19 protein-coding genes are annotated in these 17,513 nt (G+C 58.2%); 9 read left to right on the plus strand and 10 right to left on the minus strand.

Annotation, left to right across the window (positions count from 1 at the left end; genetic code table 11):
- The first annotated feature begins 65 nt into the window (after window positions 1-65).
- The 3 genes from ctaD (at window position 66) to AUC60_RS19605 (ending at window position 3,252) form a co-directional block, all read left to right on the plus strand.
- Window positions 66-1,658 (plus strand): cytochrome c oxidase subunit I, encoded by a 1,593-nt coding sequence (gene ctaD / locus AUC60_RS19595; protein WP_087271395.1) that lies wholly within the window; start codon window positions 66-68, stop codon window positions 1,656-1,658.
- 144 nt (window positions 1,659-1,802) lie between these two features.
- Entirely contained in the window at window positions 1,803-2,351 is a 549-nt protein-coding gene (locus AUC60_RS19600; protein WP_087271398.1) for a cytochrome c oxidase assembly protein, read from the plus strand.
- Between the two features lie 13 nt (window positions 2,352-2,364).
- Window positions 2,365-3,252: a cytochrome c oxidase subunit 3 gene (locus AUC60_RS19605; protein WP_087271401.1), complete on the plus strand. Its 888-nt coding sequence runs from the start codon at window positions 2,365-2,367 to the stop codon at window positions 3,250-3,252.
- Window positions 3,253-3,369: 117 nt separating this feature from the next.
- Here the strand turns inward: AUC60_RS19605 and AUC60_RS19610 are convergent, their stop codons facing one another.
- On the minus strand, window positions 3,370-3,558 hold the full coding sequence (locus AUC60_RS19610; RefSeq protein WP_087271404.1) for a twin transmembrane helix small protein: 189 nt from the start codon (window positions 3,556-3,558) through the stop codon (window positions 3,370-3,372).
- A 68-nt stretch (window positions 3,559-3,626) separates the two neighbouring features.
- Between AUC60_RS19610 and AUC60_RS19615 the strand changes: the two genes are divergently transcribed.
- The 4 genes from AUC60_RS19615 (at window position 3,627) to AUC60_RS19630 (ending at window position 6,816) form a co-directional block, all read left to right on the plus strand.
- Window positions 3,627-4,373 (plus strand): SURF1 family protein, encoded by a 747-nt coding sequence (locus AUC60_RS19615; protein ID WP_087271407.1) that lies wholly within the window; start codon window positions 3,627-3,629, stop codon window positions 4,371-4,373.
- Complete coding sequence (locus AUC60_RS19620) at window positions 4,366-4,932, plus strand: hypothetical protein (RefSeq protein WP_405624483.1); 567 nt, start codon at window positions 4,366-4,368, stop codon at window positions 4,930-4,932. The genes AUC60_RS19615 and AUC60_RS19620 overlap by 8 nt, the downstream gene beginning before the upstream one ends.
- Before the next feature lie 9 nt (window positions 4,933-4,941).
- Window positions 4,942-6,009, plus strand: coding sequence for a COX15/CtaA family protein (locus AUC60_RS19625; RefSeq protein ID WP_087271413.1), 1,068 nt, complete (start codon window positions 4,942-4,944; stop codon window positions 6,007-6,009).
- A gap of 174 nt (window positions 6,010-6,183) precedes the next feature.
- Window positions 6,184-6,816, plus strand: coding sequence for an SCO family protein (locus tag AUC60_RS19630; protein WP_087271416.1), 633 nt, complete (start codon window positions 6,184-6,186; stop codon window positions 6,814-6,816).
- Window positions 6,817-6,977: 161 nt separating this feature from the next.
- Here AUC60_RS19630 and AUC60_RS19635 read toward each other — a convergent pair whose 3' ends face one another.
- The 3 genes from AUC60_RS19635 to AUC60_RS19645 form a co-directional block, all read right to left on the minus strand.
- Window positions 6,978-7,751, minus strand: a complete 774-nt coding sequence (locus AUC60_RS19635; RefSeq protein WP_087271420.1) for a MetQ/NlpA family ABC transporter substrate-binding protein — start codon at window positions 7,749-7,751, stop codon at window positions 6,978-6,980.
- A 64-nt stretch (window positions 7,752-7,815) separates the two neighbouring features.
- On the minus strand, window positions 7,816-8,490 hold the full coding sequence (locus tag AUC60_RS19640; protein WP_087271423.1) for a methionine ABC transporter permease: 675 nt from the start codon (window positions 8,488-8,490) through the stop codon (window positions 7,816-7,818).
- Window positions 8,490-9,497 (minus strand): methionine ABC transporter ATP-binding protein, encoded by a 1,008-nt coding sequence (locus AUC60_RS19645; RefSeq protein ID WP_087271426.1) that lies wholly within the window; start codon window positions 9,495-9,497, stop codon window positions 8,490-8,492. Before AUC60_RS19645 ends, AUC60_RS19640 begins: the two co-directional genes overlap by 1 nt.
- Before the next feature lie 455 nt (window positions 9,498-9,952).
- Here AUC60_RS19645 and katE point away from each other — a divergent pair, with 455 nt between their 5' ends.
- On the plus strand, window positions 9,953-12,103 hold the full coding sequence (gene katE / locus AUC60_RS19655; RefSeq protein ID WP_087271432.1) for a catalase HPII: 2,151 nt from the start codon (window positions 9,953-9,955) through the stop codon (window positions 12,101-12,103).
- A gap of 152 nt (window positions 12,104-12,255) precedes the next feature.
- On the opposite strand, the gene AUC60_RS19660 is transcribed toward katE, so the two are convergent.
- The 4 genes from AUC60_RS19660 to AUC60_RS19675 are packed head-to-tail and all read right to left on the minus strand — an operon-like array spanning window position 12,256 to window position 15,070.
- On the minus strand, window positions 12,256-12,972 hold the full coding sequence (locus tag AUC60_RS19660) for a PA5502 family lipoprotein (protein WP_087271435.1): 717 nt from the start codon (window positions 12,970-12,972) through the stop codon (window positions 12,256-12,258).
- A 37-nt stretch (window positions 12,973-13,009) separates the two neighbouring features.
- Complete coding sequence (gene znuB, locus AUC60_RS19665; protein WP_087271438.1) at window positions 13,010-13,798, minus strand: zinc ABC transporter permease subunit ZnuB; 789 nt, start codon at window positions 13,796-13,798, stop codon at window positions 13,010-13,012.
- Window positions 13,791-14,588, minus strand: a complete 798-nt coding sequence (znuC, locus tag AUC60_RS19670) for a zinc ABC transporter ATP-binding protein ZnuC (RefSeq protein ID WP_087271440.1) — start codon at window positions 14,586-14,588, stop codon at window positions 13,791-13,793. Before znuC ends, znuB begins: the two co-directional genes overlap by 8 nt.
- Window positions 14,588-15,070, minus strand: a complete 483-nt coding sequence (locus AUC60_RS19675) for a Fur family transcriptional regulator (RefSeq protein ID WP_087271443.1) — start codon at window positions 15,068-15,070, stop codon at window positions 14,588-14,590. The genes znuC and AUC60_RS19675 overlap by 1 nt, the downstream gene beginning before the upstream one ends.
- A 67-nt stretch (window positions 15,071-15,137) precedes the next feature.
- On the opposite strand from AUC60_RS19675, the gene AUC60_RS19680 reads away from it, so the two are divergent.
- Window positions 15,138-16,070 (plus strand): zinc ABC transporter substrate-binding protein, encoded by a 933-nt coding sequence (locus tag AUC60_RS19680; protein ID WP_405624480.1) that lies wholly within the window; start codon window positions 15,138-15,140, stop codon window positions 16,068-16,070.
- 138 nt (window positions 16,071-16,208) lie between these two features.
- Here AUC60_RS19680 and AUC60_RS19685 read toward each other — a convergent pair whose 3' ends face one another.
- Window positions 16,209-17,159, minus strand: coding sequence for a homoserine kinase (locus AUC60_RS19685; RefSeq protein ID WP_087271449.1), 951 nt, complete (start codon window positions 17,157-17,159; stop codon window positions 16,209-16,211).
- 36 nt (window positions 17,160-17,195) lie between these two features.
- Window positions 17,196-17,483 carry a DUF2782 domain-containing protein gene (locus AUC60_RS19690; protein WP_087271453.1) on the minus strand — a complete coding sequence of 96 codons (288 nt, stop codon included), beginning with the start codon at window positions 17,481-17,483 and terminating at the stop codon, window positions 17,196-17,198.
- Window positions 17,484-17,513: the final 30 nt, after the last annotated feature.

The following is a 17,513-nucleotide window of genomic DNA, read 5'->3' on the forward strand; positions in this document are numbered from 1 at the left end:
TCGCGGCCTCGCGGTGCTCGTGCGCTCCTACGAAAAGATTTTGTCGGCACCGCGGGAGACAACTCATGAGCACAGTCATCGACGATCATGGCGCTTCTGGCCATGACGCGGTACACGGCCCTGCCAAAGGCCTGATGCGCTGGCTGCTGACCACCAACCACAAAGACATCGGCACGCTGTACCTGTGGTTCAGCTTCACCATGTTTCTGTTGGGTGGCTCCTTTGCGATGGTGATTCGCGCCGAGCTGTTTCAGCCGGGATTGCAAATAGTCGAGCCGGCATTCTTCAATCAGATGACCACCATGCACGGGTTGATCATGGTCTTCGGTGCGGTCATGCCCGCCTTTGTCGGCCTCGCCAACTGGATGATCCCGCTGATGATCGGCGCGCCAGACATGGCTTTGCCAAGGATGAACAACTTCAGCTTCTGGTTGCTGCCCGCTGCCTTCGCGTTGCTGGTCTCGACCCTGTTCAGCCCCGGCGGCGGTCCGAATTTCGGCTGGACGTTTTATGCGCCTCTGTCCACGACCTATGCACCTGAAAGCGTGACGTTTTTCATATTCGCCATTCATATGATGGGCATTAGCTCAATCATGGGCGCAATCAACGTGGTTGCGACGATTCTCAATCTCCGTGCCCCCGGCATGACTCTGATGAAGATGCCGTTGTTCGTCTGGACCTGGCTGATCACCGCATTTCTGCTGATCGCGGTGATGCCGGTATTGGCCGGCTGCGTAACGATGATGCTCATGGACATCCACTTCGGTACCAGCTTCTTCAATGCTGCGGGCGGCGGTGATCCGGTGTTGTTCCAGCATGTGTTCTGGTTTTTTGGCCACCCGGAGGTGTACATCATGATCCTGCCGGCGTTCGGCGCGGTCAGTTCAATCATCCCGGCGTTCTCGCGCAAGCCGCTGTTTGGCTACACCTCGATGGTCTACGCCACGGCGAGCATCGCCTTTTTGTCGTTCATGGTCTGGGCGCACCATATGTTTGTGGTGGGCATTCCGTTGGTGGGCGAGCTGTTCTTCATGTACGCGACTATGCTCATCGCAGTGCCTACAGGTGTGAAGGTCTTTAACTGGGTCAGCACCATGTGGCAAGGCTCGCTGACGTTTGAGACGCCGATGCTGTTCGCCGTGGCCTTTGTGATTCTGTTCAGTATTGGAGGATTTTCCGGGTTGATGCTGGCCATCGCTCCCGCCGATTTTCAGTATCAGGACACTTATTTCGTGGTCGCCCATTTCCATTACGTGCTGGTACCCGGTGCGATCTTCGGTATTTTCGCCTCGGCTTACTACTGGCTGCCCAAGTGGACCGGACACATGTACGACGAAACCCTCGGCAAGCTGCATTTCTGGCTGTCTTTCGTGGGCATGAACATGGCGTTCTTCCCTATGCACTTTGTCGGGTTGGCAGGCATGCCGCGCCGCGTCCCGGACTACAACCTGCAATTCGCCGACTTCAACATGGTGTCCTCGATAGGTGCGTTTACCTTCGGTGCGACGCAGGTTTTCTTTTTGTTCATCGTGATCAAGACCATTCGCGGCGGCGTACCGGCGCCAGCCAAACCCTGGGACGGCGCTGAAGGTCTGGAATGGAGCATCCCCTCGCCCGCGCCGTATCACACCTTCACTACGCCGCCGGAGGTGAAATGAAGATGCGTGCCTTGATGCTGACTCTGTGGGAGCCGGGCTTGCCCGCGATAAACGATAACGCGGTGAGCCTGCGAAATGTGGCATCTGCATCGCGGGCAAGCCCAGCTCCCACTGGGCCGCATTCCAAGTCGAGGGTGTGTTGGCATGAATGAAGCTCGCTCTCAGAAAAAACTGATCACTCGTCTCCTGCTGGTAGTCGTCGTGATGTTTGCCTTCGGCTTTGCTCTGGTGCCGCTTTACGACGTGATGTGCAAGGCGTTCGGTATCAACGGCAAGACTGGCGATGCCTGGCAGGGCTCGCAGCAGGTTGATGAAAGCCGTCAGGTGCGGGTGCAGTTCTTATCGACCAATGCCGTGGATATGGTCTGGGGTTTTTATCCCAAGGCTGACCAGTTGCAAGTGCATCCCGGTGCCGTCAACGAGATGCTGTTCGTTGCTCAAAACCCGACTGACCGGCCTATGACCGCTCAGGCAGTGCCCAGCATTTCCCCTGGGTCGGCAGCGGTGTATTTCCACAAGACCGAATGTTTTTGCTTCACCCAGCAAGTGTTGCAGCCGGGAGAGCGTATCGAAATGCCGGTACGTTTTATCGTGGATCGCGACCTGCCCAAGGACGTGAATCAGCTGACGCTGGGTTACACCCTGTTCAACGTTACCGCCAGCAAACCACCCGCAGCGAAAAGCGGGGGTTAGCGAGGAGAGCCTGATGGCCACTCACGAGCAATATTACGTTCCGGCACAAAGCAAATGGCCGATTATTGCCACCGTCGGGCTGTTGATAACCATGTACGGCCTGGGCACCTGGTTCAACGACCTGAAGGCCGCACGGCCGGACTCACATGGGCCATGGATTTTTATCGTGGGCGGTCTGCTGGTGGCATACATGCTCTTTGGCTGGTTCGGCACGGTGATCAGGGAAAGCCGCGCCGGGTTATACAGCGCGCAGATGGATCGCTCATTTCGATGGGGCATGAGCTGGTTCATCTTCTCGGAAGTGATGTTCTTCGTCGCCTTCTTCGGTGCGCTGTTCTACATCCGTTACTGGTCCGGGCCGTGGTTGGGTGGCGAAGGATCCAAAGGCATTGCCAACATGCTGTGGCCGAACTTTCAGTACACCTGGCCGATGCTGGACACGCCAGACCCGAAGCTTTATCCGGCGCCCAAGGGGGTGATCGATCCCTGGAAGTTACCGCTGATCAACACGATTCTGCTGGTCAGCTCCAGTGTCACCATCACCATTGCTCACCACGCCTTGAAGCGCGGCCATCGTGGCGCGTTGAAGATATGGATGGCGATCACGGTTTTGTTGGGCCTGAGCTTCTTGACGCTACAAGTTGAGGAATACGTTCACGCCTACCAGGAGCTGGGCCTGACGCTGGGCTCCGGCATTTATGGCGCGACTTTTTTCATGCTCACCGGCTTTCACGGCGCTCACGTCACCATCGGCACGATCATCTTGTTCGTGATGCTGATGCGCATCCTGCGCGGGCATTTCGATGCGCAGCATCAATTCGGTTTTGAGGCGGCCAGCTGGTATTGGCATTTTGTGGATGTGGTGTGGGTCGGGTTGTTTGTATTTGTGTATGTGGTCTAGACCTTGAGCCTGGTTAAACCTGTGAGAGCCGAGCTTGCTCGCGATAAACGATAACTCGGTTAGCCGGAGAAATCTGGCATCTGCATCGCGAGCAAGCTCAGCTCCTACAGGGGTGGGTCACACCAACTGGCCGCTATAGAACCCCCAGGCAATCAGCGCCAGAGTCACCACCGCCAGGCTGACACGCAACGTCAGGGCTTTCAGCAAACGGGTCGATCGGCTGCCGTCTCTGGCCAGAAAGAACAGGCCGCTGAACAGGCAGGCCACGGTGGCGATAAGCAGAAGGACGATCGCTATCTTGAGCATGACAACTCCAGGAGCAACGCGATGCAATGGAGTATAGGTGGGCCTTATCACGCTTGGCAGGCCGGGCGATGAAGCACTTCGCTCCCGGCCTGCTGCCCAGCGTCGTCGTGCTTGTCTTGTTGCCTGCGCTGGTTTCCCTTGGCTTCTGGCAACTGGGCCGTGGCGAACAGAAACGCGTGATGCTCGCGACCCATGCCGAACGTCAGGCTGAGTCACCTGGGTCGATTGATCAATTATTGAACAGCGCTGACCCTGCGTACCGTCGTGTGCAGTTACGCGGGGCTTTTGATGCTGAGCACAGTCTATTGCTCGATAACAGCATCCGCGAAGGTAAAGCCGGGGTTGAACTGATCCAGCCGTTTCAGGACCAGGCCAGTGGTGTCTGGGTGTGGGTCAATCGCGGCTGGCTACCTTGGCCTGATCGCCGGACCGCACCTGCATTCAGTACCCCTACACAACCGGTCAGGCTGCAGGCTTGGGTTTATGTGATACCTGCCACGTTTCAGCTACAGGCCGATTCTGCCAACGCCACCTGGCCGCGGCTGGTCACGGCAATCGAGCCTTCCAGACTCTGGGCGGAACTGGGTCGTGAAGGCTTCGCTCAAGAGCTGCGAATGGAGTCGGGACTCGGTGCGTATCGAGTCGATTGGCCGGTGGTCGCCATGGGTCCAGAAAAGCATCTTGGCTACGCCGTGCAGTGGTTCTCGATGGCCGTCGCGCTGATCGCACTTTATCTCTATCTCGGTTGGCACCAGGCAAAGCACAACAAGAAAAGACCGGAGAACCCTCATGGGAACGACCATCAGCATGTCTGAACAGCGCTCGCCACATAACCGCCGCAGGGGACGATTGCAGTTGATTCTGGTGGTGTTAGTGGCTGTCGGGCCGATGATCCTGGCCACCAGCATGTACAAGTTCAAATTCTGGGTACCGGAGGATCGCAGCTTTCACGGGCAGTTGATCGGTAATGGTCAGAGCCGCGCTGACTTGGGTGTGCAGGCTGAGGAATCGCGTTGGCAGCTATTGGTCAGTGCGCCGGGAGACTGCGCTGCCGATTGCCGGCAACTGGTGTATCTGGCGCGGCAAATCCAGATCGGACTGGGGCGTGATGCCGCTCGCGCCAGTCACGCACTGGCCAGCGCACAACCGCTGAGTGCAGATTACGCCGCGCAATTGAGCCGAGAGTACCCGCAACTGCAACGTTACCCGCTGGAGCTGCCGCGTTACCACAAGGCTGCGCCCGGCATTGAAGTACCACAATTGTGGATCGTCGATCCCCACGGCAATCTCGTGTTGCGCTACGGCGCTGATGTCAACGGCAAGGATTTGCTCAAGGACCTGCGGCAACTGCTGAAGCTATCGAATATAGGCTAGGAGGTCGTCATGACCAGGCCCGGTTTTCGTCTTGCTCTGCTTGCCACGCTGCTGGCGCTGTTCGTGGTGTTACTGGGTGCTTATACCCGGCTCACTCATGCCGGGCTGGGTTGCCCGGACTGGCCAGGCTGTTATGGCTTTATCAGTGTGCCGAGCAACGACCTGCAACTGGCCCACGCCGAGCTGTATTTTCCCGACACACCGGTGCATGCCGCCAAGGGCTGGAGCGAAATGCTCCATCGCTACTTCGCCGGTGCGCTGGCGCTGCTGATCCTGCTGTTGGCAGGCCAGGCCTGGCGGCGACGCAGGCAGACAGGTCAACCATTGAAGCTGCCATTTTTGTTGTTGGGCGTGGTGCTCGCGCAAGCCACATTTGGTATGTGGACTGTGACCCTCAAGCTCTGGCCGCAAGTGGTAACGGCACATCTGCTGGGCGGGGTCGCGACGCTGAGCCTGTTGTTTCTGCTGACACTGCGCTTGAGTGGTGCCTTCGCTGTAAGGCCGCAGTTGCCTGCAAAGCTTCAGCGCATGGCTGCCATTGGTTTGCTTCTGGTCACTGTGCAGATCGCGCTGGGTGGCTGGGTCAGCGCCAACTATGCCGCGTTAGCCTGTACCGATGTGCCTACGTGTCAGGGGCAATGGTGGCCTGACGCAGACTTTGCCAACGGCTTTCATCTAGCCCAACACATCGGGCCCAATTATCTGGGCGGCAAACTCGACAGCGAGGCGCGTACGGCGATTCACCTGACTCATCGCGTCGGCGCGCTGCTGGTCACGCTGTCGCTGCTCAGCCTGGCCTGGCAACTCAAGAAGTCGGGGCTTATGGGCATGGCGGCCTTGTTAGTCACGCTTCTCGCGATGCAGATCAGCCTTGGCGTCAGCAACGTGCTGTTTCATCTGCCACTGCTTACCGCTATCGCCCATAGCGCCTGTGGTGCAGGGCTGATGGTGAGCATGGTGATGATCAATTATCGAGTGCGCGCGCCGGTCGTCCAGAGGCCCCATATTGGGAATCACCCGGGACTGTTGGGGCCGGATCTATCCGGGAAGGCGGCCTTCCTCACGACGAAAATGTAGTGGATGTACCGGGTCCTTCCCGGCTAAAGCCGTTTCTACGGTTATCACCTCGTCATGCGCCATTGGATGAGCGCTGTCAAAGGCATGTTTGCCAACAAAACGTGAGATGTGCTGTACCGTGCCCTCAACCACATGCTGCAATCAACCTGTTCAAAAACGACTACTGTTGATCTTATGACTCGAACCCAGAAAACCGTCTTCATCCTGGTCGCCATCGTCGCTTTGATCTTGGGCCTGACCGTCAATCGTGTGTTATCGGGCAAAGGCTCCGGCGACCAGACGGCGTTGATCGATGCAGGGATCATTCTGCTCCCGCAAAGCCGCAAGTTGCCGGACCTGATGATGACCAATCAGGATGGCCAGCCGGTACAGATCAACGAACTCAAGGACAAGTGGACGCTGCTGTTTTTTGGCTACACCTATTGCCCGGACATCTGCCCGACTACCCTCGCCCAGCTGCGCCAGATCAAGAGCGAGCTACCCAAGGACGTGTTGGGCCGGTTGCGAGTGGTGCTGATCAGCGTCGATCCAGCTCGCGATACGCCGCAGCAACTCAAGCAGTATCTGGGCTATTTCGATAAGGACTTCTTGGGATTGACGGGGAGCGTGCCGGATATTCAGAAGCTGGCCAACGGGGTGAGCATTCCGTTTATCCCTGCTGATACCAGCAAACCGGGATACACCGTGGACCATAGCGGCAACCTTGCGTTGCTTGGGCCGGATGGTAATCAACGTGGCTTTATCCGGGCGCCGTTCAACACTCAGAAGCTGCTGGCGCAGTTGCCGGGGTTGTTGGAGCGGGAGTGAGTAATGGGGTTTCTCACACCGTGCAATTTTATGTGGGAGCGGTGCTTGCCCGCGATAAACGATGACGCGGTGTATCTTCTATCTGCGTCTCATGTATCGCGGGCAAGTACCGCTCCCACAGGAATGCATTCCAAACTAAGTTACAGGGGAGCGGGTTCAGCTTAGAACGCCGGAACCACAGCGCCTTTGTACTTCTCAGCGATAAACGCTTTCACTTCCGGGCTTTGCAGTGCCGCGACCAGCTTCTTGATGGCGTCCGAATCCTTGTTGTCCGGGCGGGCAACCAGAATATTGGCGTAAGGCGACTCTGCACCTTCGATGATCAGCGCGTCCTTGGTTGGGTCGAGCTTGGCCGTCAGTGCGTAGTTGGTGTTGATCAGTGCCAGATCAACCTGAGTCAGCACGCGTGGCAGGGTCGCAGCTTCCAGCTCACGGAACTTCAGGTTCTTCGGGTTTTGCAGCACATCGCTCGGTTTGGCAAGAATGCTGGCTGGATCCTTTAGCGTGATCAAGCCAGCTTTGGCCAGCAGCAGCAACGCACGGCCTTCGTTGGTCGCGTCGTTAGGCAGGGCAACGTTGGCGCCGTCCGGCAGATCGGCCAGGTTCTTGATCTTGTCGGAGTAGGCACCAAAGGGTTCTACGTGAACCTTGGCCACGCTGACCAGATCAGTGCCTTTGCCCTTGTTGAACTCATCCAGGTACGGTTGGTGCTGGAAGAAGTTGGCGTCCATGCGCTTTTCTGCAACCTGCAGGTTAGGCTGCACATAGTCGTTGAAGACCTTGATTTGCAGGTCCACGCCTTCTTTGGCCAGGGTCGGCTTCACGAACTCCAGGAGTTCGGCATGGGGCACGGCACTTGCCGCGACTTTAAGGGTTTCATCGGCGTGGGCGGACAAGGCGGCGACGGCGGCAAATACGGCCAACAGTTTTTTCATGGATCAACTCCTTTGAGGGCCCGCCATCGTGGCGGGCCTTTGCCGATGGACATCGGCCAATAACTTAACGGTGGGAAAAGTGTGCGACCAGTTTGTCGCCGATGGTTTGCAGGATTTGCACCAGCACCAGCAGCAATAAGACCGTCACAAACATCACATCGTTCTGGAAGCGCTGGTAACCGTAACGGATTGCCAGGTCACCCAGCCCGCCCGCGCCAACCGCACCCGCCATGGCGGTGAACGACACCAGCGCAATGGCCGTAACGGTAATGGCTGCGAGGATGCCGGGACGCGCTTCAGGCAGCAGCGCCTTGACGATGATCTGCCGAGTGGTGGCGCCCATGGCCTGAGTCGCTTCGATGATGCCCCGATCCACTTCGCGCAGCGCGGTTTCCACCAGACGAGCAAAGAACGGAGTCGCGCCCGCGATCAGCGGTGGCAAGGTGCCGAGGATGCCCAGAGTGGTGCCGGTAATAATCTCGGTAACGGGCATCATCACAATCAGCAGGATGATGAATGGCAAGGCCCGCAGCAGGTTGACGATCACTGCCAGGACTGAATACAGGCCCTTGTTTTCGAGCAACTGGCGTGGCGAAGTCAGGAACAGAATCACGCCCAGCGGCAAACCGAGCAGCACCGTAAAGCCCAGAGACACGACAAGCATGTTCAGGGTATCGAGCGTGGCGATCCAGATTTCCGACCAGTCGACGTTGGGGAATAAAGTCAGTAGAGCGTCCATCAGCGCAGCACCTCCATATGAACATCCGCGGCGGTGAAGCGAGCGAAGGCGGCGTCCATGTCACCGCCGGTGATGGCCAGGGTCAGTTGCCCGTAAGGCGTGTCCTTGATGCGATCGATGCGTCCGGCCAGGATGCTGTAATCCACACCGGTTTCACGCGCGACAGTGCCGAGCAGCGGCGCGTAGGTCGCCTCACCCTGGAAGGTCAGACGCACGATGCGGCCTTCGACGTGGGCGAAGTCATCGCGCTGCTCGTTTTCATCGATCTGCTCGTGTTCCTGAACAAAGCGTTTGGTGGTCGGATGCTGCGGGTGCAGGAACACATCAGCGACCTTGCCCTGCTCGACGATAACCCCAGCGTCCATCACCGCAACGTGATCGCACACGCGACGGATCACATCCATTTCGTGGGTGATCAGGACGATGGTCAGCTTCAGCTCGCGGTTGATCTCGGCCAGCAATTGCAGGACCGACGCCGTGGTTTGCGGGTCCAGAGCGCTGGTCGCTTCATCACACAGCAGGATTTTCGGCTTGGTGGCCAGAGCACGGGCAATGCCAACGCGCTGCTTCTGCCCGCCGGACAACTGCGAAGGGTACTTCTTCGCATGATCCGACAAACCCACCCGGGCCAATAGTTCTGCCACGCGCTGGTCGATCTCGGCGCGGGACATATCACCGGCCAGAGTCAGCGGCATGGCGACGTTGTCGGCCACAGTTTTGGAGGACAGCAGGTTGAAGTGCTGGAAGATCATCCCGACCTGCTGGCGGAAACGCCGCAAGCCATTGGCATCAAGGGCCGTGACGTCTTCGTTGTCGACGATGATCTGTCCGCCGCTCGGAGTTTCCAGGCGGTTGATCAGGCGCAGCAAAGTACTTTTGCCAGCCCCTGAGTGGCCGATCAGACCGAACACCTGGCCGTCTTCGACGCGCAGGCTGGTGGGGTGCAGGGCTGGAATTTCCTTGCCTGCCACCCGATAGGTTTTATGGACGTTATGGAACTCGATCACTTAGCGAACCTTGTGGGGCGCGTTAAAAGTTCAGCGCAGCGGCAGAACGCGCCGGCTGATTGGCATCGGCTGGATAGGCCGGGCGCGCATTTTAGCCTGTCCGCCGGAATCGATTTAGCATTTATTTCATAACGCACCCATCGAAATGGAATAAGGCGATGGGTGGCAATGATCTGGATTTTCGGTGGGAGCAGAACTTGCTCGCGATGAAGGCTCCGCAAATATCAGGCATATCGCGTCCAGTCTTATCGCGGGCAAGCCCTGCTTCCACAGGAAATCGCTCCATTGGAAGCGCCACCCGACAGATGTTCGAAAAAAACACGGAACGCCTGTTTTTCTTCTCAGTCACTTTCTTAGTGCCGTGATCTCCCTGGGCTCGATTTCAGGGATTTTTGCTTATAAGCCCATGCCGGTTCCGGCTAAAGGGCAGACTGTCATTGAGGAGTTTTTGTCTGATGGCTACGAAGAAACCCACGAATACCGCAGGAACAGCAAAAAGCGAACTCGCAGGAACCGATACTCCGGACCGCAGCAACACCAACGCCAAGCTGGAAAGTCTGGAGCAGTTTCGCTCCGACGCGACCCAGCAGGCGCTGCGCACCAACCATGGTGTGAAGGTTTCCGACAACCAGAACACTCTGAAGGCAGGCGACCGCGGCCCGTCGCTGCTCGAAGACTTCATCATGCGTGAAAAAATTACGCACTTTGACCATGAGCGTATTCCAGAGCGCATCGTCCATGCCCGCGGCACTGGCGCGCATGGTTACTTTCAGGCTTACGAGGACCACGCTGCGCTGACCAAAGCTGGCTTCCTCCGTGACCCGGCCAAGCAAACTCCGGTGTTTGTGCGCTTTTCCACCGTACAAGGTCCTCGTGGTTCAGGCGATACCGTGCGTGACGTACGTGGCTTTTCGGTGAAGTTCTATACCGATGAAGGCAACTACGACCTGGTTGGCAACAACATGCCGGTGTTCTTCATCCAGGACGCGATCAAATTCCCGGACTTCGTTCACGCGGTCAAACCTGAACCGCATAACGAAATCCCGACCGGTGGCTCCGCTCACGACACCTTCTGGGATTTCGTCTCGCTGGTGCCTGAGTCCGCGCACATGGTGCTGTGGACTATGTCCGACCGCGCCATTCCAAAAAGCCTGCGCACCATGCAGGGTTTCGGCGTGCATACGTTCCGCATGATCAACACCGAGGGCAAATCGTCCTTCGTGAAATTCCACTGGAAGCCTAAATTCGGCGTTTGCTCGCTGGTATGGGACGAAGCGCAGAAGCTGGCGGGTAAAGACACCGACTTCCACCGTCGTGACCTGTGGGAATCCATCGAAACCGGTGATTACCCAGAATGGGAACTGGGCGTGCAGATCGTGGCAGAAGAGGACGAGCACAAGTTCGACTTCGATATTCTCGACCCGACCAAGATCATCCCTGAAGAACTGGTACCCGTGACGCCGCTGGGCAAAATGGTGCTCAACCGTAACCCGGACAATTTCTTCGCTGAAACCGAGCAGGTCGCGTTCTGCCCGGGTCACGTCGTGCCGGGTATCGATTTCTCCAACGACCCACTGCTGCAAGGTCGCCTGTTTTCCTACACCGATACCCAGATCAGCCGTCTTGGCGGGCCGAACTTCCACGAGATCCCGATCAACCGCCCTGTCGCCCCGAACCACAATGGTCAGCGCGATGCTCAGCACCGCACCACGATCGACAAAGGCCGCGCTTCCTACGAGCCGAACTCGATTGACGGCGGCTGGCCGAAAGAAACCCCGGCTGGCCCGGTGGATGGCGGTTTTGAAAGCTATCCGGAGCGCATCGAAGCGCACAAGGTTCGTCAGCGTAGCGAATCGTTCTCCGACCACTTCTCGCAAGCCACGCTGTTCTTCAACAGCATGAGCCACCCCGAGAAAGAGCACATCATCGCGGCGTACAGCTTCGAGTTGGGCAAGGTCGACCGCGAGCACATTCGTGCACGTCAGGTAAACGAGATCCTGGCGAACATCGATCTGGAATTGGCTGCTCGTGTCGCCGCCAACCTCGGTCTGCCTGCGCCAACGGCTCCAACCGTGCCGTCCAGGAAGCAATCGCTTGAAGAGTCGCCGCTGTTGAGTCAGGTGAATCTGCTGTCGGGCGATATCGTGTCGCGCAAAGTGGCGATCCTTGTGGCCAATGGTGTCGACGACAAAGCTGTTGCGGCTATGAAAGCGGCGCTGGAAGCTGAAGGTGCTCACGCCAAGGTGCTGGGTCCGACTTCTGCGCCGGTGAAAACTGCCAGCGGTGCGAGCCTGCCGGTGGACGCCTCCATGGAGGGCCTGCCGTCGGTAGCGTTCGACGCAGTGTTCATCCCAGGTGGGGCTGCTTCGGTAACTGCACTGAGTGGCGATGGTGTCGCGCTGCACTACGTGCTCGAGGCTTACAAACACCTCAAGGCAATTTCGGTAAGTGGTGAAGCCAAACAGATCATCGATCTGCTGCATCTGGACAAGGATGCCGGGCTGTTGGAAGTGTCTGACAGCAAGTCGTTCAAGCCTTTCTTCACCGCGATAGCCCAGCATCGGGTCTGGGATCGTGAGCCGAAGGCTAAAGCGATTCCTGCGTAAATCCTGTCGGAGCTCACGAGTAACGCGAGGCAGCCATGGAGGTCTGTCTCATAAACCGCTATCGCGGCCTCGCGGTGCTCGTGCGCTCCTACAGATCTACCGTTTGACGCGAGATAGCGCGGTGCCATAGACCCGAGGCGTGGCGGGCTCGGCTATTGCTGAGCAGGCTTCAGAACGACTGTCGCCGACTCATTGCGCTCAATCTTGCGGCGCAATTCCAGTTCAAAATCCGGATTGATCCTGTTTACCCGTTTGGTCAGCAAAGTGGCCAGCCACGGGTAATCGTCTGTGCGCGGTACTTGCAGTAGAACGACGCAGTTGAATGCCACCGTATCAGCAGCGATCGCATCCAGTTGGCGACGTAGTTGCGCCATATCGCCGATCTTCAATTCGATAGTTGTACTTTCTGCCGATGGATCAATCAGTTTGGCGACACGCTTGGCTTCAGCTGCTTTCAACTCTGCTTCGGCTTGATCAAGCTCGGCCTTGCGGGCGTGGGCGATTGCGCCGTTGACGCCGCTGGTCAATGCGGGTGCTTTAGGCATCAAGGCTCGTGCTCGGCTCAAGGCCGTGGCTGCTGCGTTGACGTCACCCTTCTGCAAGCCAATCTGGCTGCGGCTCAGATACGCTTCTGCCAAACGACGCTGGAACGGCTCAAGGCGAATGTCCGTTGGCGCTGCAGCTTGCAGCTTGGCCAACTGGTCTTCAGCTGTCGCCAGTTCATTGCTGGTAATGCTCTGCTCAAGCTGCGCGAAGCCGTCTGCTTCAGTTGCAGGGGCAGGCGCTTCGACTGTCGGCGCGTTTTGACAGGCCGCCAACAGAACGGAAAATGCGGCAAGCAGCAGATAACGGGATGCGAACGGCTTCATTCCTGCGATTCTCTAATTGCGCAAAAAACGAGCAAGTCTACACCGCTCGTTTGGGGAGGACAAAACTCAGCAGAAACAATGCCGCTGCTGAAACCACAATTGATGGCCCTGCCGGGGTGTCCTTGAACCAGGACATCGACAGCCCGAGACACACGGCGACTATGCCCAGCACGCTTGCGCCTAATGCCATTTGCTCCGGCGAGCGGGCGTGACGCTGTGCCGCAGCTGCCGGAATGATCAACAGCGAGGTGATCAGCAGAACGCCGACAATTTTCATCGCAACGGCGATCACTACCGCGATCAACAACATCAGCGCCATGCGCAAGCCTGCGACGGGCAGGCCTTCAACCTTCGCCAGCTCTTCATGCACGGTAATCGCCAACAGTGGGCGCCAAAGTGCTATCAGTAATACCAGCACTGCCAGTGATCCGCCAAGGATCCAGATCAGGTCGTTAGGGCTGATCGCTAACAAATCGCCAAACAGGTAAGCCATCAGGTCGATGCGCACATCGTGCATGAAGCTCAGCACAACCAGCCCAAGAGACAACGTGCTGGGCGCTAGAATCCCCAGCAGCGTATCGGATGCCAGCGGCTGACGTTGCTGCAAGGTGACCAGCAGAATCGCCAGCAACAGGCAGCCGACAGTCACCGCAATCGTGGGGCTGACATCCAGCAAAAAGCCCAGTGCCACGCCCAGCAGCGCTGCGTGAGAAAGCGTGTCGCCAAAATAGGCCATGCGTCGCCAGACTACGAACGAACCCAGCGGTCCTGCGACAAGCGCCAAGGCCAGGCCGGCTAGCAAGGCGTAGAGAAGAAAATCAGCCATGCTTGCAGCTGTCCCCGTGAACATGTGTGTGTGCGTGACCAGCCGGGTCGGCGGCCTCTTCAACGACTTCGCCATGCAGGTCATGGGCGTGGTCGTGATGGTGGTGATAGATCGCCAGGCTTTGCGCGTTTTTGCCAAACAGCTCGACGAACGCCGGGTCGTGGCTAACTTGTTCCGGATGGCCGGAGCAGCAGACGTGGCGATTCAGGCACACCACCTGATCCGTGGTGCTCATCACCAGATGCAGATCGTGGGAGACCATCAGCACACCGCAGCCATGGCGGTCACGCAGGCGGGTAATCAAACTGTAAAGCTCGGCTTGCCCGGCGACGTCGACGCCCTGCACGGGCTCATCCAGTACCAGCAATTCCGGTTCGCGCAACAAGGCGCGAGCCAGCAGAACACGCTGCATCTCACCGCCGGAAACGCTTTGCAGTGGGCTGTCGATAACCTTCTCGGCCCCAACTTCAGCGAGCGCTGCCAGCGCGGCCGCACGGTCAACGCCGGGCACCAGACGCAGAAAGCGCAGCACTGACAATGGCAGCGTTGGGTCAACGTGCAGCTTTTGCGGCATGTAGCCAACGCGCAGCTTCGGTTTACGCCAGACGCTGCCGGTGTCCGGTTTAAGCAAACCGAGCACCGCACGCACCAGCGTGGTTTTACCCGCGCCGTTGGGGCCGATCAGGGTGACGATTTCCCCAGGCTTGACGCTCAGGTGAATATTTTCCAGCACGTTCTGCCCGGAAAGGGCGACGCCAACGTGCTCAAGCTTGATCAACGCGTTGCTCATCAGGCGGCCTTGCAGCCGGAACACACCCCGATGATTTCCACCGTCTGGCCTTCGACCGCAAAGCCCACGTCGGCAGCCGCAGTGGTCACGGCCTCGCTGATGGTCGGGCTTTGCAGCTCAATGGCGGCGTGGCATTCACGGCAAATCAGGAACTGGCCCTGATGCACGTGAGTCGGGTGGTTGCAGCCGGTGAAGGCGTTCAGGGACGCGATGCGATGCACGAGACCGTTTTCCAGCAGGAAATCCAGCGCTCGGTAAACGGTAGGCGGCGCAGCACGACGGCCATCTTCTTCGCTGAGTACCGCGAGGATGTCGTAGGCACCCAGTGGTTTGTGGCTCTGCCAGACGAGTTCCAGCACGCGACGGCGCAGGGCAGTCAGGCGCAGGCCTTTCTGTGCGCACAGGGTATCGGCTTCGGAAAGCGCGGTATGCACGCAGTGGGAGTGGTCGTGAGGGCGACTGGCCAACGGTGTAATAGGCATGGGCGGCGACGATATTTGCTAGAGACGTTATTATGTTACCCGTTCTAGCCTTCTATGAGTGGCCCACGTGTACCGTCTTTTTGCTCTATTTGTCGCTTTAACCGCAAGTTTGCTGACAATTTCCCCGGTTCAGGCCGATGTCCGCGTCCTCACCAGCATCAAGCCATTGCAGCTGATTGCTGCGGCTGTGCAGGATGGTGTCGGTACGCCAGAGGTGCTTTTGCCGCCTGGGGCGTCGCCGCATCACTATGCTTTGCGGCCATCCGACGTACGGCGCGTGCAGCAATCCGATTTGCTCTACTGGATCGGCCCGGACATGGAAGGCTTCCTGCCTCGTGTCCTGAAAAACCGGACCCTGCCGGTCGTCGCCGTGCAATCGCTACCGGGTCTGAAGTTGCGCCACTTCGGCGCAGACAGCGCGTCCCATGAGGAAGACGATGACCACGGCCACGACGAGCATGACCACGATCATCGGCCCGGCAGCCTTGATGCGCATTTGTGGTTGTCGTCGGTGAATGCCCGGGTGATCGCGGCAAAAATGGCCACCGACCTGAGCGCTGCCGATCCGGCCAATGCCGCGCGGTATGCAAGTAATGCCAAAGCGTTCAATGCGCGTCTGGACACATTGGATGCGCGAATCAAAGGCCGTGTAGCCGGAATCGCGGGCAAGCCGTACTTCGTATTCCATGAGGCTTTCGATTATTTCGAAGACGCTTATGGCCTCAAGCATGCGGGCGTATTCAGCGTTGCTGCCGAGGTTCAGCCCGGTGCCCAGCATGTCGCTGCCATGCGTGCGCGGCTGAAGGAAGTTGGCAAGACCTGCGTATTCAGCGAGCCGCCATTGCGTCCACGTCTGGCCGAAACCCTGACGGCCGGGCTGCCTGCGAAACTGGCTGAGCTGGATGCGCTGGGCGGAGAGACTCAGGCAAACGCGACCGGTTATGAGCTGCTGCTGAACAAGCTGGGTGATGATTTGGTGGGGTGCCTGGAGAGTCTTTGAGGTCGGTTGATAGTTTTTGTAGGAGCTGCCGAAGGCTGCGAAGGCGGTGTGTCAGAATTGCCCATTCGCAGCCTTCGGCAGCTCCTACAGGTTCTTGGCATTCGGTTTAACAGTGCCGACCTTTGAAGCTTTGTGGATTTACAACGCAAACGGCAGCGGCAGGTGCGTTTCCTGCCGTTGGGCCAAGCGTTTCTCGAACTCCATCGGGTCGTGGATCAGCACGTCCTGCCCTGCGTTGGATTCCGCCGCAATCAAGCGTGACAGCCAGAAACGCACGCACCCTACGCGCAGCATGGTCGGCCACAACTCGGCTTCGGCCGCTGTGAACGGGCGCAACCCTGCGTAGGCACCCAGCAATGCACGCCCGCGTGGCGCGTCGATCTTGCCCTCTTCGTCCGAGCACCAGTCATTCAATGCGATAGCCAGGTCGTAAAGCATCGGGCCTGAGCAGGCATTGTAGAAGTCGATCAGCCCGGTCAGGTGCGTGCCTTCAAACAGCGCGTTGTCGCGGAACAGATCGGCATGCAGATTGGCCCGAGGCAGCGCCATGATCCTGGGTTTCAAGCGTTCGATTTCTTCCAGTGCAGCTTTGAGCAACGCGCTGGGTGCGGCTTCCAGATGAGAAATCAGTGTTGCGCCTTCGGCGAGCATCCAGTCCAGGCCGCGATCGGTCTTGCGCTCCAGTATCTTGTCGCGAGTCGCCAGGTGCAGATGACCCAGCAGTTCACCGATTTGCACGCAATGCTGCGTGTTCGGCGCGCTGATGTGTTTGCCTGGCAGCCGGGGTTGCAGCAACGCCGGTTTGCCGGCCAGCTCACGCAAGGCAGCGCCGTCCGTGGTGCGCAAGGCATACGGTACCGGCAGATCAGCCTCGTGGAGGGTGTCCAGCAGTTCGATGAAGAACGGCATTTCCTGAACCGGACCGCGTTCCACAAGCGTCAGTACGAACTCACCCTGCTCCAGGCTAATGAAGTAGTTGGTGTTTTCGCTTCCGGCGGCAATGCCTTGAAAGTCACGTAGATGGCCTAGCCCGTAAGGGGCGAGAAATGTTTCCAGCTCGGGCCGAGCCAGTGGGGTAAATACGGACATATCAGGGCTGCCAGCAAAAAAGGTGAATGTGGGACCTTACCACTCGAATATTTTCCACGATGGAATCAGCATATCCGGTTGGTCTGAACGAATGAAATTGGCGTCTGTACCATCGGCGCGCACCAGGAAGTAAGGTTTACCGCCTTTCGGGGTGATCTTGATCGCATACAGGAAGCCGTTCTGGCGGTACTCCTGAATGGTCCTGTCACCTTCGGTGCGGATTGTAACTTCCGGGTCTCCTGACGGTGCTTCATCGGCAGCAACGGCAATCAGCGGGCAGAGTGTAAACAGGCCAGCCAGCAACAGGCGATTTGTTGTGCGCATGATAACCTTGTCCCTTTGTCGTCAATGGTC

Source organism: Pseudomonas caspiana, assembly GCF_002158995.1.
In the GTDB taxonomy this organism is placed as follows: Bacteria; Pseudomonadota; Gammaproteobacteria; order Pseudomonadales; family Pseudomonadaceae; genus Aquipseudomonas; species Aquipseudomonas caspiana.